Origin of the sequence: Streptomyces sp. NBC_01363, assembly GCF_026340595.1 — a bacterium.
GTDB lineage: Bacteria > Actinomycetota > Actinomycetes > Streptomycetales > Streptomycetaceae > Streptomyces.
In genome coordinates this window covers 3,751,763-3,777,608 of the sequence record NZ_JAPEPF010000001.1, presented here as the reverse complement: position 1 = coordinate 3,777,608, position 25,846 = coordinate 3,751,763, and the positions used below count along the sequence as shown (strand labels likewise).

17 protein-coding genes and 3 pseudogenes are annotated in these 25,846 nt (G+C 67.3%); 8 read left to right on the top strand and 12 right to left on the bottom strand.

From position 1 onward, the window contains the following. Nucleotides 1–166 precede the first annotated feature (166 nt). Nucleotides 167–2,443 (top strand): FdhF/YdeP family oxidoreductase, encoded by a 2,277-nt coding sequence (locus tag OG611_RS17350; protein WP_266420764.1) that lies wholly within the window; start codon nucleotides 167–169, stop codon nucleotides 2,441–2,443. A 217-nt stretch (nucleotides 2,444–2,660) separates the two neighbouring features. Here OG611_RS17350 and OG611_RS17345 read toward each other — a convergent pair whose 3' ends face one another. Next, nucleotides 2,661–3,908, bottom strand: coding sequence for an IS4 family transposase (locus OG611_RS17345; RefSeq protein ID WP_266425965.1), 1,248 nt, complete (start codon nucleotides 3,906–3,908; stop codon nucleotides 2,661–2,663). A 299-nt stretch (nucleotides 3,909–4,207) separates the two neighbouring features. Next, nucleotides 4,208–5,560, bottom strand: coding sequence for an IS1380 family transposase (locus tag OG611_RS17340; RefSeq protein WP_266420693.1), 1,353 nt, complete (start codon nucleotides 5,558–5,560; stop codon nucleotides 4,208–4,210). A gap of 150 nt (nucleotides 5,561–5,710) precedes the next feature. On the opposite strand from OG611_RS17340, the pseudogene OG611_RS17335 reads away from it, so the two are divergent. Both OG611_RS17335 and OG611_RS17330 read left to right on the top strand, forming a co-directional pair. Further along, nucleotides 5,711–6,033, top strand: a pseudogene (locus OG611_RS17335) (transposase); the annotation flags it as partial. Between the two features lie 404 nt (nucleotides 6,034–6,437). Further along, entirely contained in the window at nucleotides 6,438–7,043 is a 606-nt protein-coding gene (locus OG611_RS17330; RefSeq protein WP_266420761.1) for a hypothetical protein, read from the top strand. 236 nt (nucleotides 7,044–7,279) lie between these two features. Here OG611_RS17330 and OG611_RS17325 read toward each other — a convergent pair whose 3' ends face one another. Both OG611_RS17325 and OG611_RS17320 read right to left on the bottom strand, forming a co-directional pair. Further along, nucleotides 7,280–7,603 (bottom strand): transposase, encoded by a 324-nt coding sequence (locus OG611_RS17325; protein ID WP_266420758.1) that lies wholly within the window; start codon nucleotides 7,601–7,603, stop codon nucleotides 7,280–7,282. A gap of 114 nt (nucleotides 7,604–7,717) precedes the next feature. After that, on the bottom strand, nucleotides 7,718–8,485 hold the full coding sequence (locus OG611_RS17320) for an ISL3 family transposase (protein WP_266420756.1): 768 nt from the start codon (nucleotides 8,483–8,485) through the stop codon (nucleotides 7,718–7,720). Between the two features lie 225 nt (nucleotides 8,486–8,710). Between OG611_RS17320 and OG611_RS17315 the strand changes: the two genes are divergently transcribed. Together OG611_RS17315 and OG611_RS17310 are read left to right on the top strand one after the other, a co-directional pair. After that, complete coding sequence (locus OG611_RS17315; protein ID WP_266420753.1) at nucleotides 8,711–9,067, top strand: NUDIX domain-containing protein; 357 nt, start codon at nucleotides 8,711–8,713, stop codon at nucleotides 9,065–9,067. Nucleotides 9,068–9,170: 103 nt separating this feature from the next. After that, a complete protein-coding gene (locus OG611_RS17310; protein WP_266420751.1) occupies nucleotides 9,171–9,395 on the top strand; it encodes a DUF6225 family protein in 225 nt (74 codons plus the stop codon). Between the two features lie 117 nt (nucleotides 9,396–9,512). Here OG611_RS17310 and OG611_RS17305 read toward each other — a convergent pair. After that, nucleotides 9,513–10,353 (bottom strand): annotated as a pseudogene (locus OG611_RS17305) (transposase family protein). A 64-nt stretch (nucleotides 10,354–10,417) separates the two neighbouring features. Further along, the gene (locus tag OG611_RS17300) at nucleotides 10,418–10,858 is read right to left on the bottom strand and encodes a hypothetical protein (RefSeq protein WP_266420746.1); all 441 of its coding nucleotides are present in this window, start codon (nucleotides 10,856–10,858) and stop codon (nucleotides 10,418–10,420) included. Between the two features lie 784 nt (nucleotides 10,859–11,642). Between OG611_RS17300 and OG611_RS17295 the strand changes: the two genes are divergently transcribed. After that, nucleotides 11,643–12,209 carry a hypothetical protein gene (locus tag OG611_RS17295; RefSeq protein WP_266420743.1) on the top strand — a complete coding sequence of 189 codons (567 nt, stop codon included), beginning with the start codon at nucleotides 11,643–11,645 and terminating at the stop codon, nucleotides 12,207–12,209. Between the two features lie 110 nt (nucleotides 12,210–12,319). Here OG611_RS17295 and OG611_RS17290 read toward each other — a convergent pair whose 3' ends face one another. Further along, complete coding sequence (locus tag OG611_RS17290; RefSeq protein WP_266420741.1) at nucleotides 12,320–12,823, bottom strand: hypothetical protein; 504 nt, start codon at nucleotides 12,821–12,823, stop codon at nucleotides 12,320–12,322. Between the two features lie 473 nt (nucleotides 12,824–13,296). Between OG611_RS17290 and OG611_RS17285 the strand changes: the two genes are divergently transcribed. Both OG611_RS17285 and OG611_RS17280 read left to right on the top strand, forming a co-directional pair. Beyond that, on the top strand, nucleotides 13,297–19,407 hold the full coding sequence (locus tag OG611_RS17285) for a zeta toxin family protein (protein ID WP_266420738.1): 6,111 nt from the start codon (nucleotides 13,297–13,299) through the stop codon (nucleotides 19,405–19,407). A gap of 442 nt (nucleotides 19,408–19,849) precedes the next feature. Then, nucleotides 19,850–20,218 (top strand): hypothetical protein, encoded by a 369-nt coding sequence (locus OG611_RS17280; RefSeq protein ID WP_266420735.1) that lies wholly within the window; start codon nucleotides 19,850–19,852, stop codon nucleotides 20,216–20,218. Here OG611_RS17280 and OG611_RS17275 read toward each other — a convergent pair. The 5 genes and pseudogenes from OG611_RS17275 to OG611_RS17255 form a co-directional block, all read right to left on the bottom strand. Next, nucleotides 20,204–20,932, bottom strand: a complete 729-nt coding sequence (locus tag OG611_RS17275) for a tyrosine-protein phosphatase (RefSeq protein WP_266420732.1) — start codon at nucleotides 20,930–20,932, stop codon at nucleotides 20,204–20,206. The genes OG611_RS17280 and OG611_RS17275 overlap by 15 nt on opposite strands. A gap of 340 nt (nucleotides 20,933–21,272) precedes the next feature. Continuing rightward, nucleotides 21,273–21,803 (bottom strand): annotated as a pseudogene (locus OG611_RS17270) (IS6 family transposase); the annotation flags it as partial. A 142-nt stretch (nucleotides 21,804–21,945) separates the two neighbouring features. Beyond that, entirely contained in the window at nucleotides 21,946–22,542 is a 597-nt protein-coding gene (locus OG611_RS17265) for a DUF4913 domain-containing protein (RefSeq protein ID WP_266420729.1), read from the bottom strand. After that, nucleotides 22,532–24,277: a type IV secretory system conjugative DNA transfer family protein gene (locus OG611_RS17260; RefSeq protein WP_266420727.1), complete on the bottom strand. Its 1,746-nt coding sequence runs from the start codon at nucleotides 24,275–24,277 to the stop codon at nucleotides 22,532–22,534. Before OG611_RS17260 ends, OG611_RS17265 begins: the two co-directional genes overlap by 11 nt. Next, nucleotides 24,274–25,836 (bottom strand): ATP-binding protein, encoded by a 1,563-nt coding sequence (locus OG611_RS17255; RefSeq protein ID WP_266420724.1) that lies wholly within the window; start codon nucleotides 25,834–25,836, stop codon nucleotides 24,274–24,276. The genes OG611_RS17260 and OG611_RS17255 overlap by 4 nt, the downstream gene beginning before the upstream one ends. Between the last annotated feature and the right edge of the window lie 10 nt (nucleotides 25,837–25,846).

Sequence of the window (25,846 nt, the reverse complement as noted above, 5' to 3'; positions counted from 1 at the left end):
CGATCCTGCCACGGACCACTGACATTCCCGACCGGCCTCGCTCGCCGTCCTCCCTGCCGGTGCCGCGTGCCGGTGCCGCGTGACAGGATCGGCAGAGAAACACGGACAGCATCGATGCGCACCACGCACCGCGCAGCCTCGCAGTCGGCTCAAAGGGGAGCACGAAATGGCCACCAAGCCGCCCACCGGAGATCCGGTCCAGAACGCGCCGCGAATCGAGCCGGCGCAGCACGCCGCCGCCGGGCTGCCCGCCGTCGCCCACAGCCTGCTCATCGCCCAGCAGCAGATGGGTGTGCGGCGCACCGCGCAGACCCTCCTCAAGGTCAACCAGAAGAACGGCTTCGACTGCCCCGGCTGCGCCTGGCCCGAGGGCGACAAGCGGCACACGGCGGAATTCTGCGAGAACGGCGCCAAGGCCGTGGCCGAGGAAGCGACGCTGCGCCGGGTCACCCCCGACTTCTTCGCCGCGCACCCGGTCGCCGACCTCGCCTCGCGCAGCGGGTACTGGCTGGGCCAGCAGGGCCGGATCACCCAGCCGATGTACCTCCCCGAGGGCGCCGACCGGTACGAGGCGGTCACCTGGGAGCGCGCCTTCGCCGTCATCGCCGAGGAGCTGGGCGCGCTCGGCTCCCCCGACGAGGCTCTCTTCTACACCTCGGGCCGCACCAGCAACGAGGCCGCGTTCCTGCTCCAGCTGTTCGCCCGCGAATTCGGCACCAACAACCTCCCCGACTGCTCCAACATGTGCCACGAGTCCTCCGGCTCGGCACTGACGGAGACCATCGGCATCGGCAAGGGCAGCGTCTCCCTGGAGGACGTCCACCAAGCGGACCTGATCATCGTCGCCGGACAGAACCCCGGCACGAACCATCCCCGGATGCTCTCCGCCCTGGAGAAGGCCAAATCGGCGGGCGCCAAGATCATTTCGGTGAACCCGCTCCCCGAGGCGGGCCTGGAACGGTTCAAGAACCCGCAGACCCCGCTCGGCATGATCAAGGGCGCCGCGCTCAACGACCTCTTCCTCCAGATCCGGATCGGCGGCGACCAGGCCCTCTTCCGCCTCCTCAACAAAATGATCCTGGAGACCGAGGGCGCCGTCGACGAAGCCTTCGTACGGGAGCACACCCACGGTTACGAGGAGTTCGCCCGAGCGGCCAGCGAAGCGGACTGGGACCAGACCCTCGCCGCCACCGGCCTCGACCGCGGCGCCATCGAGAAGGCGCTCACCATGGTCCTCGCCTCGAAGCGCACCATCGTCTGCTGGGCCATGGGCCTCACCCAGCACAAGCACTCCGTGCCGACCATCCGCGAAGTCGTCAACTTCCTGCTGCTGCGCGGCAACATCGGCCGCCCCGGCGCCGGAGTGTGCCCCGTCCGAGGCCACTCCAACGTGCAGGGCGACCGCACCATGGGCATCTTCGAGCGCCCCGCCCCCGCCTTCCTCGACGCCCTCGACCAAGAATTCGGGATCACCTCACCGCGCCACCACGGCTACGACGTCGTCCGCTCCATCCAGGCCCTGCGCGACGGCGACGCCAAGGTCTTCTTCGCCATGGGCGGCAACTTCGTCGCGGCCACCCCCGACACGGACGTCACCGAGGCCGCGATGCGCCGCGCCCGCCTCACCGTCCACGTCTCCACCAAACTCAACCGCTCGCACGCCGTGACCGGCACCCGCGCACTGATCCTGCCGACGCTGGGACGCACCGACAAGGACGTCCAGGCGAGCGGCAAGCAGTTCGTCACCGTCGAGGACTCCATGAGCATGGTCCACTCCTCACGCGGCAACCTCACCCCCGCGAGCCCCCACCTGCTCTCCGAACCCGCCATCGTCGCCCGCCTCGCCCGCGCCGTCCTCGGCCCCGGATCGACCACCCCCTGGGAGGAGTTCGAGAAGGACTACGCGACGATCCGCGACCGCATCTCCCGCGTCGTCCCCGGCTTCGAGGACTTCAACGCCCGCGTCGCGCACCCCGGCGGCTTCGCCCTCCCGCACGCCCCCCGCGACGAACGCCGCTTCCCCACCGCGACCGGCAAGGCCAACTTCACCGCCGCGCCCGTCGAGTACCCCGAACTCCCCGAAGGCAGGCTGCTGTTGCAGACCCTGCGCTCCCACGACCAGTACAACACCACCGTCTACGGCCTCGACGACCGCTACCGCGGCATCAAGGGCGGCCGCCGCGTCGTCCTGGTCAACCCCGACGACGCCCACGCCCTCGGCCTGCCCGACGGCGCGTACACCGACCTCGTCGGCGAATGGAAGGACGGCGTGGAGCGCCGCGCGCCCGGCTTCCGCATCGTGCACTACCCGACCGCCCGGGGCTGCGCCGCCGCCTACTACCCGGAGACCAATGTGCTGGTCCCCCTCGACTCCACCGCCGACACCAGCAACACCCCGGCCAGCAAGTCCGTCGTCGTCCGCTTCGAGAACACCGTCGCATGATCACGACGGACAGGCCCTAGGTGCAATACCGGTGATTTAGGTGCTCTTCTGGCGTCTGCTGGCGGGTTTGGTGGGCGGGATGAGTGTGATTGCTGCTGCGGGTGGTCGGGGTGGGTTGCGGTGGTGGGTGTGTTTGAGGTGCCAGTTGGCCATCTTGCGTTTGATGACACGGGGGTTGGAGCGTTGCCTGCGGGGTGGCAGGAGTCGTTCCAGCAGCTCACGGATGGTGTGGGTCAGGGCTCGACTGAGTCGTGAGGGGGGAAAGTGCCGCCTGGTCGGTGACGTGGCGGCGAGCGATGCGAAGGGTGCGGGTGAAGGACAGCCTGTCGGGGTCGAGGCCGGCTTGGTGAGCGGTGTGGTGCATGACGTCCCGAAGTGCGTGGTGGACAAGAAGGAAACCGTAGATTTCCTGCTCGACGCCATCGGGGTACTGCGAGCGCAGGACGAGGCGGTGTCCGCCCTGATGGGTCTTGATCTCGTCCAGGGTGTTCTCGATCTCCCAGCGTTGATGGTAGAGGCCCGCCAGGTCGGCCGCAGGGGCCTCCTGCGGGTTGCAGATGGTCGTGATCAGCCGGTAGACCGTGTCGTCGTCACGGCCGAGGGTGTACTCGATGACGCGGACCCGGACCGGGTCCCGGCGCTTGCGGTCGCCTGCCGCAACGATCTCGGACAGGTAGGAGCCGTCGTCGAAGGCTTCGAGGACCGGGAGCACGATGTTCTTCCGGACGCGCCACAACAGGTCCGCGCCCGTGTCCGAGGCGGCCCGCCACAGCTCGAAGCCGGTGATGCCGCGGTCGGCCATCAGCAGCATTCCCGGCTCGAGCCGGCCCAGCAGGCCGGGAATCAACTGCTGTTCATGAACCGACAGCGGGCCGGTCGCCGCGGCGAACACCGCGTGTGTCCCGCACTCCACCAGTGCAGCGACCCTCACCTGCGGGTAGGCACTGCGCTGCTGTCCCCGGCCCGAGCCGGGACGGCCGAAGGAAGCGCTGTTCGCCCCGGTGTCCGGCACATCGAAGACCGTGCCGTCCACCGCAACCAGACGCCACCGCCGATACCAGGCACCAGCAGTGTCCGGGGCGGCCACCGGCCGGCACACTCGCGCGAACAGCACCTTCAACGGCTCCGGCCCCAACCGCCGACGGGCCCGGCCGATCGCCGCTGTCGTCGGCACCCGCCACGGCTTCTCCCACCGCCGCACCCGCTCCAGCCCCTGCGTCAGCAGCCGGGCCACCTCCTCATAGCCCTGCCCGGAGAACAGACACATCGCGAGCACGAAATAGACCACCACCCGGGCCGGCAACAGCCGCGACCGCTGTTCCAGACGCCCACACCCAACAACCACCTCATCCACCAACTCGGGCGGGAACACCCGCGTCAGCACACCCAGAGCGATCCGGTCCGACAACCGCTCACCCGACGACCTACCGCTCCGAGGCCGAACGACGCGACGCCTACCCCCGATGGCTCCACACCTACAATCACCACCGCGGACACACCGCACTCAAAGGCAAACCACCCGCCAGCCGCGTCCCCAACCTCACAGGGCAATACACCAAGCCTCGATTCACCGACGTGGTTTCGAAATGATCTGCGAGGGTTTTTGGGGCGGGGCCTCGGACTGTCAGCTGAGTGCGGACAGGGTGTATCCGCTGGTCTGCCCAGCTTTTCCACGATTCGGCTTGGGTCGGGCCCTGGCGGGCGGGGTGGGGAGTGGCGTCAGGGTGTCTCGGGCGGCGCGTGGACGGTGGCAAACAGTTGTGCCTACGCGTCTTGCCAGGGCCATCGCTGCGGTAGGTGCAGGGTGAGGCGCCGGGCGGAGCGGGCGATCCGGGCGGGAACGTGGACCAGGTGGGCACGCAGGGTGGCGGTGGTGGCCTTGGTGTGGAAGGCGCCGGGCAGAGCGCCTGCGGCGCGCAGCAGGTTGTAGGCCATCGCCCACAGGGTCAGCCAGGCGGCGTTGGCGTGGAAGTGTGCCGAGGGCAGGTGGGCCAGGGCGGAGGCTTTGCTGTCGGCGATGACCTGCTCGACGACGGCGTGGTGGCGGTGTTCCCGCTCGGCCTGGAGGGTTGGGGCGGGGTTGTCGGTGAAGAACGGGTGGTAGCGCCAGATGGGGAACAGCTCGCCCTGCTCGCCGGTGGTGGGCGGTTTGGCCAGGTCGCGTACCCGGCGCACGATCAGCCGGGCCGTTACCTGCTCGCTCTTCTTGCGCCCGGTGAACGCGGTGTATGCGGGGATCTCGGCGACTTCGGCGTCGGAGATGAGTTCTCCGGTCTCTGGGTCGGGGACTGCGGTGGGGTAGGTGATCTGCTGCCACGTGGTGTCGGGGATGCTGTGGATGGCCCGCTTGATGGAGGGGTTCATGCCCGTGGTGATCGAGAAGTGGGCGCCGTTGCGGCGGCAGGCGGCGATGACCCCGGCGTTGTAGAACTGGGAGTCCGCGCGCAGGACGCGTAGGCCGGTGCAGCCGGCCTCGGCGGCGGTGGCCAGGGCCTCGGCGGCGAATTTCGGGGCGCCGCGGGAGTCGGCTGCTTTGCCGCGGCGCATCCGCACGGTGGCGATCACCGGCCGCGAGGTAGGGGTGCAGATCGTGGAGAGCAGGGGGTGCAGGGTGCGGATGCCCTTGAACCGGCCGTACTCGGCGCCCTGCTTGGTGCGGCCGTAGACCCGTTTGTGGGTGGAGTCGACGTCGATGAACGCCTTCTCGCCCGAGCCGGGCAGCAGCGGGGTGTGCGCGGTCAGCGCGCCGAGGAACCTGCAATGCACCGCGTGCAGTTGGAGGGCGTGACCGTGGGTGAACGCGCGGAGGAACGTGCCCAGTGTGGACGGGGCACGGACCTCTCGGAACACGGTCGGCATCGCACCGTGGCGCAGCATGTCCAGGTCATCGATGCTGTCGGCTCCTGCGGCCATGCCTGCCACGATGCCGGTGACCTTGGCGTCGGCTGCTGCACCCGCACCGTTTGCCGCCCCGGTCAGCATCACCTTCTCCGACACCAGGCGCGAAAGCCCGCACCGTTCGGCCAGCCGCATCACCGGGACCAGCCCGGCATCCGCGATGAGATTCTGATCGTCGAACGCGGCCGACACCGCCGAAGCGGCATGGGAAGATTCCATCTCGCGGGTGCTCTCTTGCTCTGTGGATATGGAACCGTAGGAAGTCCCATCATCCCAGCTCAGAGGGCATCCGCGCCTTCATGTCCAAGCCCTGGACCGGCTGTTCATCGGTGGATCAAGGCTAAGCCTGGGAAGATCGGCCGATGCCCGCGGCTGCGGAACTACGTCCAAGAGCGTCTGGAGACACGCTGAAGTCCCGAGCAGATAGCCCACCAGCTCCGCCGGGACTCTCCCGACGACCTGGAGATGCGCGTGACGCACGAGACGATTTCCCAGGCGCTTTACGTCCAAGGCCGCGGAGAGCTACGCCGTGAACTCACCAAGCCCTGCGGACCGGACGGACTCGCCGCCGTCCCCACCGCCAGGCCAATAAGCGCCGACCTCGCTTCAGCGCACCAATGGTGATGAACAGCGAACGTCCTGCCGAAGCCGCCGATCGTGCTGTTCCCGGTCACTGGGAAAGCGACTGCATCGGCGGAGCAAACGGGCCTTGATCCCTGATCTTGAACACGGGTTATGCGCCCGGCAGGCGAACGACCGGATCCACTTGGCCATCACCACCGATGGGCATCTGGCGCTGGGAGAAGTCCTGCTCAATCGGGCCACCGGCAGCATCGGCTACATCGTCGGCGCCGCTCACCGGGGACAACGGCTGGCAGTTTCGCGCACACCACCGCCGCCCTGCCGAGGGCGATCCTGGAGATCGAACCCGACAATCACCCCAGCATCGCCGTCGCACGATCCGTCGGCTTCCGCCCGTCCAACACGGCCCCCGAGACCGTCACCGACAAGGGCCGGACCTACGACCTGCTCATCTGGGAACATACCCTGACCACTGCCGACCGAGGTTAAAAGACAAGCTGAGACGATGGGCCATATGCACGACGATCACACCTCCGCATCACAGGCGTTGACTTGGTTGGACCGTGGGGTCCGCGACATGCTGATCGCTCGACTGCGGGACGGTAGTTCACCGGACCTCGCCGCTGAACAGTGCGGTGTCACCCTCCAGGACGCGTTGAATGCGGCACCTTGCGACGCGCAGCTCGCCGTCGCCCTAGCGGGTCGTGACCCGTATGCCATGGAGGAGCGCAGGATAGCGCAGCGCAGTGTTTTCCTCGGACAGCTAGCACTGGGCATGCGTGTTGCCGATGCCGCCCGTACTGCTGGCGTGAGCACCTCCCAGGTTCATGGATGGGCTGATTGCGATCCTCACTTCGGTAGGGCGTATCAGGCGGTCCTGCGGTACACCAGAGAATTCGCTGTACCTGCTGTTCGGGCCAAGCTGACCCCACGACGTACAGCTCAGTTTTTCGGGATGCTCAGAACTGGCAAATACAGCGTCGCCAAGGCAGCCATGGAACTTGGGATAACTGAAGGTGCCATCTACGCTAGACGGAAACGCGATGGTCAATTCGCCCAGCTGATGCGGGAAGCCGTGGCTGAGGGGCAGGCTTCCCGGGGAGAGAGCGCCGGAACCTGACTGGCCTGTGGTAGTCGGGTGGTCACCATCCACCTGGGACCCATCGCCCCTGCGCCTTCGTCAGTTCCGGGTAAAGGGGCCCCGTCAAGGTTCCGGTGATCGAGCGGACCCCCGCCGCCGACGGCGTACTCGTGGTCAGTACGGCCCTAATGGCTGCGGGGCCGGGCGCCTCCCATTCTCGGGTTCTGGCTCAGATTCTGGGCTCTGTCGCCATTTTGGGGGTGGCGGCTGGTTGATCACGGTGAGAGCAGGATGCGGCGTCGTAGGAGATCGAAGTTGGCTCGGCCGTACATCTGTCTCTTCAGCAGCTTGATCCTGGTGACGTTTCCTTCGACTGCTCCCGATGTGTAGGTGGTGATGAGGGCAGCCTGAATAGCTGCGTGGTCGCGTCTCATGCCGTTGGCCAAGGTGCGGAGTTCGCGTTGGCCGTCGAGGCGGACGTCGGCGATCCAGACATCAAGGGCCAGGTGTTCGCTGCGTCGTTCGCGCACCATGAGTGCCAGACGGCGAGCGTATGTGGTGGTCGTGGCCAGCGCAGGCGTTCGCGCAGTTTGAGGCATTTGCGCTCGGTGTCTGTGAGACGCTCGGGCGTCTCATGATCCAGTCGGTGACCCGACGGACGGTCATGTGAGGCAAGGGGGCGGTTTGTGGGATCGTTCCGTTGCGGTAAGGCTTCAAATGCCGACGAACGGTGTTGACGTCGCCGCGATAGCCGAGCTGCTGGATCTCCCGGGCAAGAGCGGAGACGTTGGTGCAGCCCTCCATCCAGCGGTGGTGCAAGTAGAGGCGGTAATCAGCGTGGGGTGGTGGGTGGCGGCGAAGAGGAGTTCCGTGACGTCGGCGGCCACCTGCCGGGCCTGCGGAGCACCCGCTTGGGCTCCGTCGCGGAAGGAGCCAGCGCGGTCGCGGCAGATCATCCGCACCTCGGGATGATCTCGCAGCCAGGACGCGAAGGTGCTCGCGGCGCGATCGGCAAGCACGTCGACCGGACGGTGGGTGGACATGTCGATGAGGATCGTCGCGTAGGTCCGTCCGCGTCGCACGGCGAACTCGTCGACGCCGAGAAGCCGGACCTGGCCCGAGGGCGGGAGCGGCAGCGCGCGGATCAGCCGGAGCAGAGTGTCCTTGCAGGTGCCGATAGCCATGCGTTCGGAGAGGCGTGCTCCTGCCCGGCCGCCCAGGAACAGGGCCATGTCGGTGAGCTGGGCAGTGAGAGCGTCCGTGCGGCGTGCGTGGCGCCGGGTCAGGTTCGGTATCTGCTCGGCGAACGTCCGCCGGTCGCATTGATTGTTCCCGCACACGAGCCGGCGGGCCCGTAGTTCCAGTCGTACACGCTTGCCTGCGACCGGACGATCCGCCAGAGCCCGCGGGTAGTAGCAGTGCACTTTTGAGGATCTTCGTCCGCAGTCGGGACATGCGGCCGACGCGGCTTGCGACCGCACAGCCAGCCGAACCTCCGTACCGTGAGTGCCACTTCCTCGACCTGAACCCCGACACCTGGCAACAGAACGTCCGCGACGCGAACCCCACCCATCACGCAAGATCGATGCCCAACTACCCCCAAAATAGCGACAGAGCCAGATTCTGTGGTCGGTGACGGTGAGCTACTAGGCTTGGCCTACCTGTTCCATCACACCGTCCAGGCTGCGGGCAGTTAGCGTGTCCGGATGCCGTCTGTGAACCTGCGTCATTCAGTCCGCGCGGTCGTCCTCGACGAGGACGACCGCATTCTTCTGTGCCGGCACGCGATTCCAGAGCCAGCGGGAACGGTGGTGTGGGCAGCTCCCGGCGGAGGGATCGAGCCGGGCGAGACACCGCTTGCCGCACTGCGCCGCGAACTGCAGGAAGAGGTGGGCCTTTCGGTCAAGACCGATCCGCCGCACGTCTGGCACCAATGTTCGACGCCCGGGCTGGACGGACCGCACTGGTCGACGTCGGCGGTCGTCTCTGCTGATCGCGTTGCACTCGGTCAGGGACGCCCCGGTACCGTGTCCACCGGCTGGGCCTGTTTTCACCACCGGTGATCAGCTTTTCACCCCCAGCCTCCTGTGCCCCGGATCAGTGCTCTGGCCCGGGGCACAGCCGTGTCTTCGCTGGCAGCGCGGTCCGGTCCGGCACTCTGTGCCCATGACCGACGTCTTCGAGCACACCCCGCAGGTCTGGAATGCCGCGCAGCTTCGCGACGCACTCAAATACCTGCCCGATGACGCGCCCATCCACATCGGCGTGGCAGGCGACCCCGGCGACTTCGACGGGTACCGGAACTTCGTCCTCGTGGACGCGCATCAGGTGCAGAACGGTGGACGGCCACCGCCACAGCGCCGGAACGAACCGAGACGGTGGAAGCACTGACGCTGTTCGCCGACTGAGCACTGTGCATCGTGAAGTTGCAGGTCACGGGTCTGGTGTGCGCGAGGTTCGGGATGCTCGTGCTGGTCACGGGCGGATGACTTCGGCGAAGATCGTCGGTCACCTGGAGACTTCACGGTTCGTCAGTACCAGCAGAGCCCTCACCAGGGCGGTCGCCCACCTCGGGTCGGTGTGTACTTTGCCGAGGACCCGCCAGTTCTTCAGGTGGGCGAAGCCGTGCTCGACTGGCGCCCGGACGGCTGACAACGCCTTGTTGGACAGCTTCTGCCCTCGCGTGAGCGGCCGGTTCCTGGCGGCCTTGTAGCCGGTGATCACCGCCGGGTCAGCGTCAGGCCCGCTGTCGTCGAGCCCCACGAATCCCAGGTCGGCGATCGCTCCGAGCCCGGCCGCCCGCAACTTCTGCGTGAGTTTGTCGTGACGACAGGCGGTGATCTCCGAGGTCCGTCCTGGCCGGGTCGCCGAGACCCAGAGCAGTCGGCCCTTGTCGTCGGTGAGCGCGATCACGAGCAGGCCATGGTGTTTGTGCTTGCCCGAGTAGTTCTTCCGGTTTTCCTTCCCGGTGCGCCGCCGGGTGCGGATCAGCGAGCCGTCCAGCAGGACCACCCCGCCACCCGTTCGGGCGATCTTCTTCAGGGCCCTGTCCAGGCGCGGGGCGCGGACGGCCAGCAGGCTGACGACCTCCCTGACCCACCGTGTCACGGTGGTGCGGTGTATCCCGTTGCCGCTCGACCAGGTCACCCGGCCGCTGGTCACAGCGCAGCACTGCCAGCACGATGGCGGCGATCTTCCCGGCGGGCAAGGCCCGCCACCGCGAGCCGATCTTCTTGCAGTGGCCGCGTATCAGGCCGGCGAGCCAGTTCAGGGTGGCACTCGACAGCGGGAGGCGGGCGGTGTAGACAAGGCCGTCAGGGCCCTCGCCGGCATGGTTGTTTTTCTTCACACCAAACTCAACTGCCGCCGGGGGCCCGCTGGTTACGCCCTGACGACGCCCGCCTTCAGTACCGCTACGGGCGTGCGGTGAACCGCCCGTCGGGCCGTTTGTGCAGCCAGCCGCGGTCGGCGAGCTTGGTCATCTTCGCGCGCAATGGTTCCAGCTTGCCGCGCACCGCCACCTCAAGGCCCAGCTCCTCGCCGACACCCCTGACCTGGACCGGGCCGTCGGCGGCCCGCACGATCACCAGAATCCTGCGGTAGCCGGCGGGCAGGGCGGCCTCGTCGGGATTCTCGCCGCGATGCGGGATCAGCAGGACCGCCCGCCCCGCCACCCGGGCGGGAACCGGGAGGACCGCCGCGGCCTGGTCCTGCTCGGCCAGCCGGTTCAGGACCCGCTCGGCGATCACCAGCTCCTCCCGCTCGGCCTGGACCTCCTGCAGTTGCTTGACCAACCCCTCAGCGAGCACGTCCAGTTCACTCCGGCGAGCCGTGATCCGCTCCAGCTCCTGCATCCCCCACGTCCTCCCCACGCTTTCCCGGCGTACCGGCTCGGTGACGGATCGTAGGAGCGGCACGACGATCGGCGCAGCAGAACCCGACAACGTCTCCGGCCGACAGGTCAGACGATCTTCACCATGGACACCCGCCGACGACCAGCCTGAGTATCCCGCCCGCCCCTCACACCAGACTCGCGACCTGCAACTTCACGATGCACAGTGCTCACTGGGAACCGGGCGCCTACGACCGTCTGGACTGAACCGGAACCCACCACGGCGCCTCACCCTTTGGTCCAGGCCGCCTTGGATTGCCGGGGAGGCGCCGTACGCATAGGCCGTGATCTCTACAAGCCCGCACACTGCCAGTACGCCGCGCTCCTGGACGCCGACGTCCGCACCGCCGGGCGAAGGTCCGCCCCACGAGCCGCTGGCAGGCCGCGGTCGAGGACCACGTCCGGGCGCACGGGTTCGATGCGGTGGCCGAGTCCGCCCTCGCCGACGAGGGCGAGTTCCGCGCGGTGTCGGCCGCGACCTGGTCCTGGGCCTTCCGCCACCCGGCCACCACGCCCAGGGTGTGGCGGCCGGGTGGCGGGCGTTGTACCAGGCGATCACTCGACGCGGACACCGGCCGCCTGGACGTCGACCCCCCGCTTGGAAGTGGTTGAAAGGCTGGGTGAGTAATCGGCTACTGTGCAGATCTAATGGGAGAACAACATCAGGAGACTGCTGCTGACCACCTCAAGTGCACACCAACTTTGCTGCTCGTAGTCCGAGATGAATTGAAGAAGGAATCCTCGTCATGCTCTGGCCCGCGCTCCGGGTGCTCTCCCAGGGAGAGCTGACTTCCGACCAGCTGCAGCAACTGCTCGGCACACTCCGACTCGACGAATCCCCCCGTACCGAAGGTCCCGGGGCGGCGAGGAGCATCGCGCACCGCTCCTTCACCGACGACACGGGTACGCGCCTTGTCTTGGATCTTGCCCGCACTGGCGAGTCCGGCTGGGTTCTCGCCCTGTTCTTCGACGGGGAACCCCCCTCTATCGACACCATCGAAGGCCACCGGGTGCTGCTCCGCGACGCCGTCGAACGGTTTGGCCTCATGCTCATTGAGATCACTCCCGCCGCCACCGCGGACGAGGTCTACGTTGCGCCCCCACCGCCTGGCGCCCCCGAGTCCGGGATCGGCGTCTCCTGGGACCTTCCGTACAACGATCTGGATCAGTTGTGGCCACACCTCGGCCTACGCAAGGATGCCCCCCGAGAGGTGAAAGAGGTCAAGCTATACGAGGCGATGCGCACCCCGGCTTGGTCTTCTGCCCCTCTGTCCCTACGCCGCCAGGTCGAGGCCTTCCTTCGGGACATCTGATCCCCACCCGAGCGGCAGTGCTCGCGCTACGCGCCGTGGAGCAGGACCGGAGCGCGAGCAATGTGCCAGAGGACGGGGTGGAACAGAACTGAAAGGCTGGGCATCCGCCGCTACTCACCGACGAAGGTTCGGTCCAGCAGTTCCTTGGCCAGATCTGCAGCGAGATGTGCCAGTTCCTCACCACTCCGGCCGGGGCCGAATGCGGCTCCGGGGGAAAGGCGGGCCGCTAGCTCTTCCAGCAAGCCAGCGACGATCATTGCGCGGAGCTCCGTGATGACCACATTGCGGGATGGCTCGCCACGTTGCCGCTTGTCCAGGTCCCGGTCTCCGTCGAGCCGGTGCCGCAGTTCCGCCGCCCGTTGTGAAAGAGAAATCGGCTGCGCTTGCTGGTCCGCGTATCGCCTTGCCGCGAGCGCATGCTCGAACGGATCAGGCCCTCCGCACTTTTCGCCGGATTGCTGCAGCGTGTCGTTGCTCAACAAGGCACGCAGGTTCCGGATCGCGACATCGACCTGCTGCGAGGGGTTCTCCAGGTCGGACACCACATCGAGCAGCCGGAGCGCGGCGGTCTTCAACTGCGCATAGTCGGCCCCGACCACATCATCCTGCACCATTACTCCCTATTTTCCCCAGCTCGTCGTTGGTGCCCATCCTTGGCTGAACTCCTTGCATCAGTTTCAAGATCTCCAACAGAACAACAGCATAGGAAAGTTGACTGCCACGCATCGCCGGGCAGCCCACGATCTTTCTACGTATGATGCCGCAACAGCCAGACTCCCTTGATGCCTGCGGCATCTTGCCTGTCGGGGCGAGCCAGCTTCACCTCCAGTCAGCAGGAAGGACGCTCATGCCGTTGGTGGTCACAAAGGCCAGAGATGAGGCCCGATCGCACCGCGATCTGCACTCCTTCGGCACCGGTTGTCCTGGAAGGAGCTGCGGCATCCGGCCAAGCCGCCAACCAGAGAGAATCGTCACTTCACCGGAGATCGTTGGCACTGCATACGTCGTCACTGACTCCCAGCCAGTATCACCGCTATCCGCCCGTGCCGGCACCGAGGACCTGCGCCCGCCAGAGCTTGGTCCGGACGTGATCGGTCTCAAGTGGGTGGAAAGCGGAACAGTTCTGCGGGTGGAGACGCAGGCATTCGGACCGCAGTACTTCCGTCCCGTAGAAGAGCGCCCTGAACCGGGCCTCATGGGGCAGACAGAGGTCCGCTCCGGCACAGCTAGGGACCCGCACTTCATACGGCTGGCGTGGACCAACATGCTCGCACGCACGTGGCTCCATGAGATCACGGACACGCTGCGGGAACTCTCCGAGGCCCGGGAGGACGAGTGCGTCCCCGCCCGGATGCGCGAGTACGCGTGGCTGTCGCGAAAGTGGCAGGAAGCCCGCACTCTCGGCGAGCAGTCCCTCTGGGAAGTGGAACTGATGGGCACGGCGCGGGACATCATGGCCCGAGGGCACGCGCCCTCGTTGCCGCCTTGGGCGGACGGCCCAGCGGGTAATGCCTCGTGGCGAAGTAGATGGAGCTTTCAGTACGCCGAGAGCGGCCCCGAGCAGTGGAAGCTGTCTGACATCGACAGCGACCTCGTCTTCCGGTGGGAGATCCTCCCGCAGGCGATGGAAGGGGTCAGCAGGCCAGCACAACCGCAGGTCACGTTCATTGGCGGGCAGGCCGCCTCAGGCAAGACCACGGCTCAGCGTGCGGCCATGGAGGCCATAGGGCCCGCGCGCGCCCTCATTGCCGACTTTGACGCTATGCTCTCGTACTCCCCGATGTACCAGGCGCTGATGACAGCCAACGACCGCACTGCTGCTGTGCAGGTAGGTGGGGATGCCTGGGCGTGGATGAACAAGATCATCGACGTTGCCCAACAGGACGGGCTGAGCCTCATCCGCGAGGGCGCCATGGGTGGCTGGGAAGGCGCTGCTCAGGACGCGGCGCGGTTCCGCGGACAAGGCTACCGGGTGGAAGCCCATCTGATGGCGGTACCTGAAGCGATCAGCAGGCTCTCGATCCTCAACCGCTACCAGCAGATGCGGGAGGAGTACGGGTACGGCCGCTTGGTCACCGAGTCCATCCACGATGAGGCGTACACCGGAATCCCTCAGACCGTGCGGGCCGTCGACGAGCTGAGGTTCCTGGACGCGATCACGATTCACCGTTGGGGTGGCGAGGTCGTATACACCAACTCCCTTGATGTGCAGGGATCCTGGCTGGAACCGGCGCGAGCCAGCGAGCAACTGGAACTGGAACGCGCCCGGCCGTTCACCGAAGAGCAGGCCCGCTGGTTCCGGGAAACATATGCCCGCCTGGATGCCGCCCTGCCAGATGAACTGCGACTGCAGCTGGGGAAGATCAGCGAGCTGGCCGCCCGTCACGGTGCCGACGCCGCCCCTGTCGGCGAGGTGCTGCGAAGGCGGTACGCGGACGCTGCGCACGAGGCGCTGAGCGCTGCCTACGTGCAGGAACGGGAGCAGTTGCTCCAGGACTACCAGCGGCGGTTGGCCGTGATAGCCCCGGCCGGACGGGAAGCGGCCCACCAAGAGTTCGTCACGCAGTGGGCAGAACTGGCCCGGCAGCACGACGCCGGCCGGTTCAGCATGCGCATCCTCGCCTACTGCACTGAATGGGACCCCCATAAGGGGGGCATCGTGGCCGTTAACCGAAACCTCGTTGAAGGGCTTGCGGCCGCCGGCCACGAAGTCTTCGTCCGCGTCGGGCACGAGGTGCCGCAAGATGCCCCTGGCGAGCGCATCCACCTTATTGGCCCGCGCCAGTACGACCCCGGGAAGGGCGAGCAGGAGCAGCTCGTCTATGGCGGCGAGGACCTGCCGCAGGACGTGGACGCCATCATCGGACACAGTCGCTACTCCGGCCCCGAGGCGCTGCAGGTTCGCGACCAGCAGTACGTGGACACGCCGTATGTCCAGGTGGTCCACATGGTGACCGGAGCGCTGGCCCGCGTGGCGAACCGGCCGGACCTGGAGGTGGAATTTGAGGGCATCGAACGCCGCATGGTCGCCGCTGCCGACATGGTTGCAGGTGTCGGACCGGTGCTGGCGGACGAGGCTCGGCGGATCGCTGTCACCAACCCGGGCGATTACAGCCCCGCCATCCACGAGATCGTGCCGGGAGTGCCCTTCGAACAGCAGCGGCTGCTCTCCTGGGACGGGGAGCGGACCCGTCGGGTTCTGCTCGTGGGCCGTGCTGATGCTCCGCAGAAGGGAGCCCACCACGCCGCCCTGATGGTCCGTAGACTGATTCAAGAGGGCATCGACGTCCAGCTCACCGTGCGCGGTGCCGCCCCGGAGACCGTGGAGCAGGTCAAGGAACGGCTTTCGAACATCGTCGGACGGGAGGTGCTTGTCAAGCCGTTCTCGATCGATCGCGACGAGATCCTCGCCGACGTGCGGCAGGCCGACGTCCTGGTCATGCCCTCGCAAGCCGAGGGCTTCGGGCTGGTCGGGCTGGAGGCCGCAGGTGCGGGAGTGCCCGTGCTGCTCCCCAACACAAGCGGGGTCGGAGCCTACTTCGGCAACCCTAACCGCTTCCCGCCCGAGACCACCCGGAACAGCCTCGTCGAGCAGGGTTTCGAGGACCAAGTGGACGTCGAGCGCTGGACCGACAAGCTGCGGGACCTTCTGCTCGATATTCCTACGGCGCGGGAGAACGCGCTTTCCCTGCAGCAGCATCTACGTGAGGCCAACACAACCTGGGTGGGTGCGGCCGAGTCCCTGGCCGCCGCGATCCAGGCGATGCCGGACCGCCGTGCGCCACGTCCCGCAGCCCCCGGACTGCCTGCGATGGTGGGAGACGGCTGGGTGAACTGCTCCCAGGGCCACGCGCACTGGGGCATTTTTGGCGCGGCCGGGCTGCTACCCTTCCACCGCACCAAGAACGGTCAGGTGTACGTACTCCTGCACCGTCGTGGAGCGGACACCGACCAGGGCGGAACCTGGTCGGTGCTTGGCGGCGCGCGCGACAACTACGAGCCTGCAGTACGGGCCGCCGTACGCGAGGCTGTCGAGGAGAGCACCCTCGATCCTGCCCAAGTACACGTTGAGCGGGTAGTCCGAGACGACCACGGTGGCTGGTCGTATGACACCGTGCTCGCCTCGGTCGACCGGCAGGTGAACGTCCGGCCGGTGGACGGCGAGTCCATGGCACTGGCCTGGGTTCCACTGTCTCAAGTCGAGAACCTGGACCTGCACCGCGGCTTTGCAGCGAGCTGGCCGCGCGTCCGCGCTGAGCTCGGCGCCGTACTGAATGGTGAGCCGTCAACCGTCCGCGTTGCGCCGACACCTCCTACCAGCTCACTCCCCCTGCCTCCGCACCCGGTCACCGGCGCACGTGTGGTTGCCCGGGATCGGCTTGAGCACGATAAGGGCATCGCGAACCGGGAGCTAGTCACGTTCGCCGACGGCACCCGGGCCGTATACGAGAAGCACATACAACCGGAGGACGCCACAACCAAGGTGCTTGACGGGTACGTCGGCCGTGCAGTGGGCGCTCGCGTCCCGCTGTCCCACCCGGTGGGCATACACGAGGTCTACACCGACCACATGCCCGGCGAACCGGTTTCCACACGCCACCAGGACCTGGCCGCACTGGCAAACCAAGGACTGCACGCGACCCGGGACGGCGTCTTCCTCGGCCTACATCATGCGCTGACTGCCGCCCACGGTGTCACCGTTGACGACCTTGCCCTGGGGGAACGACAGAGCCTGATCGCGGTCGGCAACGGTGCCCCGACTTATGGCCCTCTCCCAGACGCCGCGAACCCATTCGTACGCACCTTCTACCAGCAGACCGAGCCGCATGTGTTCTCGTGGGTGGACAATCCGATCCCTCCAGGTGACATCGCGATTACGCGTCGGCAACTCGGCGGCCTGCGTTCCCTTTTCGAGCATCTAGGTCGGACCGATCTGCACGATGTGGTCATGGAGCGGTTCGACCAGGTGGCGGAGCACGCGCAAGGCACTGCTGCGCTGCTGCCCAGGCCTCCCGGCTTCCAGGTCGCGCTGCCCGCCCCGGCGCCTTATCGGCACTTCCTCCTGCCCCCACGGCAGGGCTCGCGGGAGCGGGCCGAACAGCAACGCACCAGCGAGGCGTTGCTGACTGACGACGGCCGGATCACCAGTACCAGCCAGGCCAAGACCATCGCCATCCAAGCCATCTCCGACCGAATGCGGTCCTCGACGCCCGAGCTTGCCCTCGCTGCGTTCGGTCTAGTCGTCGGCACGGACATGGCACACCGGCTGGGAGACGACCGCTACGTCCTCGTACCGCACAACGAAAAGTATCCCTCGATGGGGGCCGAAGTCCTCCACGTCGACGAACTCAACCTGGGCAAACTGCGGGCGCCGGACAAGACGTTGCGCATGGACGACCCGCGCGCCGAGGTTCTCATCCGCCAGATCGCGGTCAGTGAGGTGATGGGGGCCTGGTCGTACGGCTCCAACAACAACGTGCGCGTTCTGGCATTGCAGGAGGCCGCGAAGGAAGAGTTCGGTCTCACGAGGGTGCTGGAATGGCAGATGGACCCTAAGATGCGCCACGCCGTGGACCTGGAGCTCGACTATAACCGGGACGCGCTGCGCGACTTCCTGCGCAGCCAGTACGACCTCACCCAGGAGGCCTTGGCCGCACGGGGAATCACCGAACTAATCGCCTACCGGGCACTGACCTGGCGCGAGGGAGCAGCACAACCGAACTGGGCCGGACTGGACGTGGGCGACACTTTTGAGGCGCGCCATCGGCCGCTGGCGAGTTGGTCCGCACACCGCCAAATCGTCGCCGACTGGCTGGAGCAACGTGGCGGACACGCCGTGATCCTGGTCGACCGCAAGCCTGCCCAGGACATCCTGTCTATGCCCGCCACCGGCATGGGCTTCTTCGCTCAGAAGGAGTGGGTGACGCTACCGGGCGACCGGCTGGTGACACTCGACGGCGTCTACACCGGGAGGGCTCCGGCAGCCGAGCTGAAGCAGACCGCAGCGAGCAGCGTCACCATCGGGGCTCCCGACCTGGGCGCTGCCGAGCGGACTCAGGCGGAGAGCGCGGAGGCGACGACGGATGCCAGAGCGGAGACGCCGGTGAACGTCGGTGCAGCGGTGGAAAGCCCCGAGCCGGCCATAGCGGAAGGAAGAGTTCCTGAAGAGTCGAAGCCGGTTCCGCAAGAAGCCGGTGATCGATGGCTGCCCTTCGCGGTCACGGCGTCGCTGGATCCTGCCGACCCGCTCGACAGCCAGATCATCCGGGTCCTCGCCGAAGAGGAGGTGTTTCCGAGCTGGTGGCCTCGGGACGACTCCGGCTACGCCATCCGCGGACGCGACCTGGACTTCCTCGGCATCGCCCCGGTCCAGATCAAGTGGATGCTCACCGGTGAGGCGCCCATGGGGATGACCCCGGAGCTCTATCCGCAGTTCGGCGCCGAGATGCTCCAAGCGTTAGGGCAGGACGGCATTGACTGGTCCCAGGTCGACGTACGCCTCAAGGGGACTGGTGCCGGATTCTTCTCTGGGGTCCACAAGACGATGCCCCACGAGGAGAACCTGGTTGCCCGTCCGGAGGCAGCACGGCGCCTCCGAGAGTGGTTCAGCGACAGCCAGGACCGCCCCCTGCGCCGTCCGTACGACTGCATGTGGCGCCTGGGTCTGGAATCGGTACCGAGCGACTTCGACCTCGACTTCAACAGCACTGCCATGGTCCGGGTTGCCCGCGCGCACTGGGGGGCTCACCACTCCGACCGGTATACGGGCGATTTCATGGGTGGTCACGGGTACCTCGACAAGCAGACGGTGATGGGGTCCTTCCCTACGCTGGCCGAGTGGGCGAGCAGGTGGGAGCGGGAGCTGGGCAGGCCGATGTCACTGGGCATCTTTGAGTCGAGCGGACCGTTCGACTCGACTCAGCTCGGACGCACCCTTTCCTCGCACTTCCGTGACACCGACTGGATCATCCACAGCCCCGACACTCCCATGGCTTGGCGTACTTCCACCTCCAGGATCACTGCCCCGCCTAACCCACAAGGGCAGGCCCCACGGGTGTCCGCGGCCGCGGCACGGAGCCGTTCGATCACGGCCAAGAAGGCACCACGGTCTTCGGCCGCCGACAGGGGCGAACAGGCCGGGCACGTGCGGCGTGAGGGTGGCGAGCGGCAGCATGGCCACAAGCCGAACCAGCGCTGATGTTCTTGACTCTGTCGGGGATCTTGGAGTTTTCCGGTGCGCCAGCCTGATCAGCGGGCATGCTCGTGGCTGTTTCGAAGACCGATGCAGTTGTCGAGGTGTCAGTTGTCGCTTCGTCCCCGTTCCGGTGAGCAAGTCCCGTCTCTGACCGCGCAGATTGCGCGGGCGAGCAACCCAGGCGGTACGACGGCGATGTGGGTGAGAGACCGGCTGGACGGGCTGTGGTGCGACGAGGACTTCGCGGGCTGGTACCCGCGCGACGGACGCCCGGGCATCTCGCCCACCCAGTTGGCCACACACCCGAAGTACGCCCTGCCATGGAGCTGGACGATCCCGGCTTCCACCACAGCGTGCTGGCCGACTTCCGCGAGCGCCTCGCCCAGGACGACCGCGCCGACCGTCTTTTGGTCCGGCACTCGCGCGCCTGAAGGAAGCCGGACTCGTGCGCGAGCGCACCACGCAGCGCACCGACTCCACCCACGTCCTGGCCGCGGTGCGCGACCTGACCCGGCTGGAACTGGTCACCGAGGCCGTCCGTGCCATGCTGGAAGAAGTGGCCCGCACCGCTTCGCACCTGCTGACCGGCCTGGTCGACGAGGACTGGGGGCGCCGCTACGGCCGTCCGGTCCGTCTGGGCAAGAACCCCACCCGGCCCAAAACCAGGATCCTTGCCGCTGGCGACGACGCCTGCCGACTGTTGGAACGCCTCCACCGGCACGGGCCGGGTTACCGGCCCGGCCCACAGGCCGAGGCGCTGCGACAGATTGGCCTTGACCCCGGTATCGCAAGGACGGAGTCAGGGATGCAGTAGCTGTCTACGAAGTGCCGCAATCAGTTCCTCATCAACACCCAACTGCTTGACTGCGTAGCCGTGGACCGATCCGTACTGCGTTGCTAGGGACGCCAAGAAGAGCTTCATGATCTCGGCAGGGGCGCGGCCGTAGGCGGGCCATCTGAGGGTCAGGTCCGGATAACTGGCGTGCCACTCGGCGACCAGGCGTTCGGTAGCCAGCTCAGTCAATGCGAAGTCGGCGACGATGTCATCCTCGTGTACGCCGACCAAGGCGAGGACCAGCATGGCCAGTAAGCCGGTGCGGTCTTTACCGGAGTGGCAATGGAACACCAGCGGAGCGGTGTCATCGGCGATGATCTCCAGGGCGCGCCGGAGCTCCTTGACCCCGTCGTGGGCTACCTCGCTGTATTTGTCGGCCAGAAAGCGCGCTGGGTCGACGTCTGGGGACAAGCCGGCTTGGTCATAGGGCCGGTGCTCGATGCTCAGGTTGTGGTACGCCAAACCCTGATGGCTCGGAACACGTCCGCTGCGTTTGGCCTCCCAAGGGTGACGGAGGTCAATCACTGTGCGAATACCAAGGGTGAGAAAGCGATCCCAGTCCTCGTCCTGCAGCTTGCCCAGCGAGTCAGAACGAAACAGTCGGCCACAGCGCATCGTGCGGCCACCTGCGGCCGGGTAGCCGCCCAGATCCCGGAAGTTGTACAGGTGCTCAAACGCGATGTGTCTCTTCACTTGGATCACCTTTCATGAGCTGCCTCGTCGGGCGCTGCCAGAAGGCCAGCGGAAGTTCGCGCTCATACCCTAGGTCGACAAGGTCATCGAAGGGGAGTTCTAGGTCATTGTGGTCGAGCCACTCTGCACTCCGCTCGGTGGCTTTGTCACGTTGTTGGGTGTGTGTGGGTGTCTGACGGTGTGTCGAGGTGTGGTGGGACCGGGTGCCGTTTCTGGGCTCAGGCCGCGGTAGGCCAGCTGGCGACGCCGGTGATCTGCTCCCAGACGGTGAAGCGGACGGTCATTTCGGCGCGGTGGTGGCTGCCGGTCATCAGGTGGCGGCGGGCCGGAAGTGGGGTGAGATACCGCTGAACGCGGACAGGAACCGCTGCGCGGCGCCCACGCTACGGAAGCCTTTCATCGCTCGTTCACGTTGCCGGGTGGGCTGATGACTGTTCTCGGCCCGGCTGTTCACGCTCTTGTGGGAGCGGTGCTCGACAGAGGGCATGATTTCGCGATGGGCCGCGCCGTAGAAGCGGGAGCTTGTCCGCGACGATCAACCCCGTCTTCGCCAACAGCGCGCGGATGAAGCGTGTGGCCGCAGCCGTGTCCCGGCGACTCTGCACCAGGATGTCCAACACGTTGCCGTCCTGGTCGACAGCCCGCCACAGGTACTTCTGATCACCGCTAATCTTGATGAAGACCTTGTCCAGATGCCACTTGTCGCCGGACTGGAGCCGTCGGCGGGGCGGTCTGTTGGCGTACTGCTGACCGAACTTCAGGCACTAGCAGCGGACTGTCTCGTACGAGACGATCACCCCGCGCTCCAGCATCAGCTCCTCGACCTCACGGAAACTGAGCGCAACCGGAAGTACAGCCACACAGCGCGAGATCACTTCGACCGGATACCAGTGCCCCTTGTACGACGGCGACATGCCCTCCACGTACGACCCCCTCCACAGTGATCAGCTCGAGCACCCTTCCACCCCGTCAACCAACGTGACAGCGCCCCCTCATTCACTACGGCGCGGAGGTCAGTCCTCGGCGAGGTTCCAGGCGCTGGGCACGATGCCGGGCAGACGGTGACCAACCTGGTGCTCGCCCTTGGTACAGCCCGCGAAGGGGCCGCTGGAGCCGCGCAGTTCCCGCAGGCAGGGGTCGAGGTGGTCCCTGTGCCATACCGAGGGGCCGGTGTAGCCGCAGGACACCGGGTCGGTCAGCTCCTGCCAGGCCAGCCAGGCCGCGTGCAGGCGGGCGACGGCGACGGGGTGCTCGAACCAGAGGTGGCACCACCGGGCGTCGGCGCTCGGTTCTGCCAGGTACCCGGGCACCAGGACGCCCTCGACCCACTCGATCAGGGCGCGCAGCTCGTCGTCGTACTCCGGGGAGTCGAGCAGCAGAATGAAGGGCGGGCACTGCCCTGCCTCCTCTCCGTCCCCCTCGCCGGCGGTTTCCCCTTCGGCCTCTGCCTCGTCGTCGGCCGAGGCCTCGCCCGTACCGGCTTGGCTGTCCCCGGTCAGCGTCTTGACCTGGGCGGTCGAGGCCGCGAGCTGGGCCTCAAGGTCTTCGATGTCCTCGAACATGCCGACCGGCACGTGCTGCGCCGGCGCCTTTTCCGGTTCATCGGTCACGGCGGGCCGCCTGCCTCTCCTCGTACGCGGCAACAGCACGCTTGGTGATGGCGTACTCCTCCGCCTTCATCTGCGGGCCGATGTGCGCCATCAGCTTCTCCGCGTACCAGGGCCGCAATCCGATCTGCGCGACGGGCATGCCGGTGGCCAGCAGCAGCGCCGTGCCCTTCTTCATGGCGCGGATCTCGGCGGGGTCGAGCACCTGCTCGCGCTGCTCGGAGTAGCTGCGGCTGTACCCCTCCTTGCCCTTGGAGTACGAGCCGCGCTCGACGTAGTGCGCACCGGTCAGCGTGCTCACGTCCTGGGCGAACTTTGCGTCGTCCAGACCGACGCCGATCACCTTCTTCGTGGCCGCGCTCCACATTGCGTCCATGCCGACCTCGCCCCACGCCTTCACGCCCTGGCGGTAGGACTGGAGGATCACGAACGGGGTGATGCCCCGGCTGCCGAGGTGGCTGTAGAGGTCGGGGAGGTCCGCGATCCGGCAGATGTTCGCCGCCTCGTCCAGGACCGCGCGCATTGGCTCGGGCAGGCGCCCGCCGTTGCGTTCGCCCGCCTCCGCGCCGGCCGTGAACACGGCGTCGGCGAGCGCGGCCACGACCGCCGACGCCGGGCCGCCCTTCTTGCTCAGGAGGTAGAGGGTGTCCTTGCTGGTGGCGAAGTGCTCGGGGTCGAAGCGGGGGTGGTTCTTGTCCGGCGTGACCCATGCCAGGACCTTCTCGTCGCGCAGCGCACTGACGGCGGTCCTCGCATTTTGAAAGATTCCGCTCTGCGTCTCCTCGGCGATATTGATGCCCGAATCGACCTGCTCGGCGAGCACGGGCTCGTTCCGGTAGAGCACCTTCAGCGGTGCCTTTTCCTTCGGGTCTGCCAGCCACTTCATGACGTCGCGGACGGTGCCGCCCTCCCACCACGCGGCCCGGAACAGGCCCACGAGGAGGTCATTCGCGGCCTGGGACCAGAATGGGTCGGCCTGCTCGTTGGTGATCTGCGTGACGAAGTGGGAGGCGAGACGTTCGGCGCCCTCCAGCGTCTCTGCCTGGGCGATCATGTCCCACCACATCTGGCGCTCGACCTGGGCCACGCCCTGGGTGTCGAGGATCCAGGGCTGGCCGACCCGCGAACGGGAAGCGAGGGTCGCGGCGTAGACGTCGGCCTTGTTGGAGGTCATCAGCAGGGCCGCCGGGGCTTCCTCGGCCACGGGGATCGCGAGGCTGGTCGACTTGCCCGCGCGGGGCGCCATGATGGCGACGTAGGTGTCCTCGTCGCTCCCGCGCAGTTCCACGCCGGACGGCATGTGGTCGCCTAGGAGCACACCCCGGTCACGGGCCTTGATCTCCGTGGACTTGGTGTCCTTCAGGGAGGACCGCAGACGGGTCGCGGTGCAGGCTGCCTGCTTCGGTGTCAGCTCCCTCATCTGGTACAGCGTCGCCAGACTGGAAGGGTTGCGGAACCACCTGAACGTCAGGCGCAGCCCCCACACCATGAAGACGACGACGGCGACATCGAACAGTGCGGCGCCGATCGTGGACGCGGTCTGGGAGTGAGGCCACTGCGTCGCCCACTGGGTGGCCATCTGGTAGGCGCCCACCAGGGACAGGGGGAAGGGGGCGGGGTCCTCCCCGGTGACCAGCGCGCCGGCTGCCGCCCCGGCCCACGTCGAGACGGACAGTGTGACGGCACCCCCCAGGAGGATGCCTCCGGCCGCCCATGCCCGGTCGTTCTCCGTCATCATCGGCCGCCACCCCCAGTGGTCGTCGCCCTGCGGCGGTTGCTGTCCGTGTGGTACAGGCGCCGTTCGGTCGCGGTGAGTTCCAGCGCGGCCGCGATCCCCGGGCGCGTTCCGATCTTGATCAGGTATTTCCCGCGGCCCGGATGGCGGACCCCGTCCTCGTCCAGACCGGCACCGTCCCCGCGGCTTGCCGTGCCGTCGATGTCGAGCCCGGTAGATGTGGCCGATGACCACGAGGCGATCATCATGCGCTCCTGCTCGGTCAGGGAGCGCTTGCCGGTCACTCTCATCAGCTCCTCCGCGGAGGAGGCTCCGATGACCCACGTGTCGCAGCGGTCCATCAGACCGCGGGCCTTGGCCCGGTCGGTCTCGGTGGGCAGGGCCTCGGTGTCGAGCAGGGAGTGCGTCACGTAGATCGTGACGTCGCCGGTGGTCCGGTTGAGGCGGGAGATCGCATCCATCGCGTCGACCAGGCCGGGGCCGCTGCGCAGCGCCCGCCACATCTCGTCCATCGGCAGTACGAGCTTGCGGTCCAGCAGTCCGATGGACCGGGCGCTGTCGATGCTGTTGTAGGTGTAGGCCCACGTCGCGATCATCCCAGCGGACAGCACGTCGTTGCCGCGTGCGCGCAGGGCGGAGATGTCGACGGAGACGGCGGGGGCATCGAGGGCGAGCGGGGTGGTGGTCTGGCCGTCGAAGAGTCCCTTCAGGGGGCCGCCGATGAGGTTGTCGAGCCCGGCGATGACCGAGCGCGTCAGGTCCTGGTAGCGCTCGCCGCTGGCGGCGAGTTTAGCCCGCAGTTCCTCCGGTGCTGCCCGCAGTGCCTGCACGACATCCGCAACGACCGGGTCGGTGGCCGGGTCCTGGGCTGCGGCGGCGACCTGGACGGCGGTGTCCAGGGCCGACCGTTCGATCTCGTCCGGGGTCCGGCCGAGCCCGTGCTTGGTCGACAGCAGGGCCACCAGCGTCTCCAGGCGGCGGCCGTTGAGGATGTCGAGCAGTGCGTTGCGGCGGCTGGCGGGCAGGCCCTGGACCCGCCCCTTGAGGGGGCCGGAGTCCAGGGGGTTGATGCGGCCGACGCCGTCGCCGATCCGGACCACGGACCCGCCCAGCTCGGCGACCAGGGTGCTGTACTCGCCCTTGACGTCGCCGGGGATGCACACCATGTGCCCGTACGCGGCGTAGACCAGGCACACCCGCTTGACCAGGGCGCTCTTGCCCGCGCCGGGCTGGGACATCACCCACACGCCCAGGTTGGTGGTCAGTTTTCCGACCCATCCGGACGGGTCTATGCACACGAGTTCCCCCGTGAGCACGTCCCGCCCGACGGGCACGCCGTGCGGCGGCAGCCCCGCCCCGAGCAGGAATGGGTAGATGCTGCCGGCCTGTGTGGTCGGGCCCGTGTAGACGGTGCCGGTGTCTTCCACCGGCGCACGCCCCCCGAACCGGCCGCCCCACCCGAGGCGGGGGGCGAACCGGTTGCGGAGCTTCTTCGCTTCTTCCCGCTCCTGACGGGTCACGGGCTGCTCGCCCGCCCTCGTGACGCGTCTCGGCGTGCTCACCGCCGGCGGT

What these genes read in the sequence shown, in the direction of transcription:
- OG611_RS17290 (WP_266420741.1), bottom strand. Translation starts at nt 12,823, where the DNA reads ATGGTGCAGGATGATGTGGTCGGGGCCGACTATGCGCAGTTGAAGACC.
- OG611_RS17295 (WP_266420743.1), top strand. Translation starts at nt 11,643, where the DNA reads ATGCTCTGGCCCGCGCTCCGGGTGCTCTCCCAGGGAGAGCTGACTTCC.
- OG611_RS17325 (WP_266420758.1), bottom strand. Translation starts at nt 7,603, where the DNA reads ATGCCTCAAACTGCGCGAACGCCTGCGCTGGCCACGACCACCACATAC.
- OG611_RS17350 (WP_266420764.1), top strand. Translation starts at nt 167, where the DNA reads ATGGCCACCAAGCCGCCCACCGGAGATCCGGTCCAGAACGCGCCGCGA.
- OG611_RS17300 (WP_266420746.1), bottom strand. Translation starts at nt 10,858, where the DNA reads ATGCAGGAGCTGGAGCGGATCACGGCTCGCCGGAGTGAACTGGACGTG.
- OG611_RS17310 (WP_266420751.1), top strand. Translation starts at nt 9,171, where the DNA reads ATGACCGACGTCTTCGAGCACACCCCGCAGGTCTGGAATGCCGCGCAG.
- OG611_RS17330 (WP_266420761.1), top strand. Translation starts at nt 6,438, where the DNA reads ATGCACGACGATCACACCTCCGCATCACAGGCGTTGACTTGGTTGGAC.
- OG611_RS17340 (WP_266420693.1), bottom strand. Translation starts at nt 5,560, where the DNA reads ATGGAATCTTCCCATGCCGCTTCGGCGGTGTCGGCCGCGTTCGACGAT.
- OG611_RS17260 (WP_266420727.1), bottom strand. Translation starts at nt 24,277, where the DNA reads ATGATGACGGAGAACGACCGGGCATGGGCGGCCGGAGGCATCCTCCTG.
- OG611_RS17315 (WP_266420753.1), top strand. Translation starts at nt 8,711, where the DNA reads ATGCCGTCTGTGAACCTGCGTCATTCAGTCCGCGCGGTCGTCCTCGAC.